The organism is Stenotrophomonas sp. 22385 (assembly GCF_052045085.1).
Classification (GTDB): domain Bacteria; phylum Pseudomonadota; class Gammaproteobacteria; order Xanthomonadales; family Xanthomonadaceae; genus Stenotrophomonas.
Map to the genome: position 1 here is coordinate 144,448 of NZ_JBQEOG010000011.1, position 2,650 is coordinate 147,097.

General features: G+C 65.2%; 1 protein-coding gene. It reads left to right on the top strand.

The window, feature by feature from the left end; all coding sequences use genetic code 11:
• Nucleotides 1–196 precede the first annotated feature (196 nt).
• A complete protein-coding gene (locus tag ACTJI4_RS18105) occupies nt 197–2,524 on the top strand; it encodes a TonB-dependent receptor (protein ID WP_440870127.1) in 2,328 nt (775 codons plus the stop codon).
• Nucleotides 2,525–2,650 lie beyond the last annotated feature (126 nt).

Sequence of the window (2,650 nt, forward strand, 5' to 3'; positions counted from 1 at the left end):
TTTTTTTTCCCCCCCCCCCCCCCCCCCCCCCCCCCCCCCCCCCCCCCCCCCACCGCCGGATCAAAGGTGGGGTTGAAATCCCCTTGAAACATCCGCGCAATACCGTGCCGCATCGCTGCGAAGACAGCGGTGTCGCTGTTGTGCACCCGCGTGCGTCCCGCACGCCACCTTGATCCGTAACGCCTGAGACCCCTGAATGTCCGCCCATCGCATCACCTCCGCTTCGGCCGCAACGTCTCCCTCGCGCACCGCCCGGCAGCCGCGCCCCCACGCGCTGGCGCTGGCCTGCATTTCGCTGCTCGGCCTGAGCGGCGGCGCCGTGGCCCAGGACGCCAGCCCGACCTCGCTCGACGCCATCACCGTTACTGCCGACCACCGCGAGCGCAATCTGCAGGAGGTGCCGGTGTCGGTCGGCGTGGTCCAGGGCGAGCGCCTGCGCGACTACACTGCCGGCGGCGATGACACCCTGCTGGCCCTGAGTGGCCGGGTGCCGGGTTTCTACGCCGAAACCACCACCGGCCGGATCTTCCCGCGCTTCTACATCCGCGGCCTGGGCAACATCGATTTCTACCTGGGTGCGTCGCAGCCGGTGTCGATCATCCAGGATGACGTGGTGCTTGAGCACGTGGTGCTGAAGTCCAACCCGGTCTACGACGTGGACCAGATCGAAGTGCTGCGCGGCCCGCAGGGCACGCTGTTCGGCCGCAACACCACTGCCGGCATCGTCAAGTTCGACAGCATCAAGCCCAGTCAGGACTACAACGGCCGGGTGCAGGCCAGCTATGGCAGCTACGGCAGCGTGGCGGTGGACGGCGGCTTCGGCGGCCCGATCAACGACATCGCCTCGTTCCGCGTATCGGCGTTGTACCAGCACCGCGACGACTACGTGGACAACACCTACGCCGGCCCCAGTGCCGATGGCACGGCGTCCCCGAAGAAGAACGCCATGGGCGGCTTCGATGACCGCAACGTGCGCGCCCAGCTGCTGCTGCAGCCCAGCGACGCGTTCTCGCTGCTGGCCTCGGCACACGCACGTGATTACGAAGGCACCTCCACCCTGTTCCTGCGCAACGCCATCACCAGGGGGTCCAACACCACCGACGTGCCGCGCGACCAGGTTGCCTACGACGAAGCCGACAACAACCCGCAGGCGTACAAGACCTACGGCGGCTCGGTCAAGGCCGTGTACGACTTCGGCAACCTCGCGCTGACCTCGATCACCGCCTACGAAACCACGTCCGGTTACAGCCGCGGTGACACCGACGGCGGCGCGGCCGTCAACTTCCCGGTCAACGGCGTCCCCAACGGGTATGGCCAGTCGATGGGGCAGATCCGCGACCTGGACCAGTGGACGCAGGAAGTGCGCCTGGCCAATGCCGATGAAAACCGCCTGAAGTGGCAGGTGGGGGCGTTCTACTTCGATGGCCGTGACACCACCGACTTCTACCAGCGCGCCTGGTTCCTGCAGGGCGCCGCGCGCAACCCGAACAACTGGGTGCGCCTGCGCAACACCAACACCTCGTGGGCCGGCTTCGGCCAGGTCAGCTATGACGTGACCGACAAGTTCACCCTGACCGCCGGCCTGCGCCAGACCCGCGACGAGAAGCGCACCCGCCTGCTGAAGACCGCCGATACCGCCGCTGGCGCAGTCACTTATCGTGGCCGTACTGATGTGGAAATGGCCGACACCACCCCCAGCTGGGACGTGAGCGCGATGTACGCGTTCAACCCGCAGCTGAGTGTGTACGCCAAAGTGGCGCGTGGCTTCCGCGGCCCGACCATCCAGGGCCGTTCGGCGGTGTTCAATGCGGACTTCACCACCGCCGATTCGGAAACCATCCTGTCCTGGGAGGCGGGCGTGAAGAGCAGCCTGTGGGACAACCGCCTGCGCATGAACGCCACCGCGTTCACCTACGTAGTCAACGACATCCAGCTCAACGGCAACGATTCCAACGGCAACGGCGTACTGTTCAATGCCTACAAGGCCAAGGCCTACGGTCTGGAAGCGGACATGGAGCTGCGCCCGATCCCGAACCTGAGCCTGAGCGCCGGCGTGAGCCTGCTGCACAGCGAAATCCAGGACGACCGCGTGTACGCGCAGGTCTGTGCCCTGAACGGCGGGGTGGTGTGCACGGTCAATGACCCGACGATCAAGGTGGGCGCCAACACGTTCGCCCAGATCAACGGCAATCCGCTGCCGAACGCGCCGAAGTACAACCTGAACTTCGCCGCGCGCTACGACATTCCGGTGAACGACAGCGACGTGTTCTTCGTGTCCACCGACTGGAACAAGCAGGGCTACACCAGCTTCGTGCTGTATGACTCGGCCGAGTTCAACTCCAGGGGCAGCTTCGAAGGCGGCCTGAAGCTGGGATACTCGGGCAACTACGGTGCGTGGGAAGCGGCGCTGTTCGCGCGCAACATCACCAACGAGAAGAACCTGAAGGGCGTGATCGAGAACTACATGGCGGCGGTGTACAACGAACCGCGCGTCGTGGGCGTCTCGTTGAACCTGAACTGGTAACCCACCGGTAGGGTGGCATCCCGATCGACCGCCGGGATGGGGGATCAGCGGTGCGCTTGCGGTGGTGGGGGGGGGGGGGGGGGGGAGGGGAAAAGAAACAAAAAAAAAAAAAAAAAAAAAAAAACA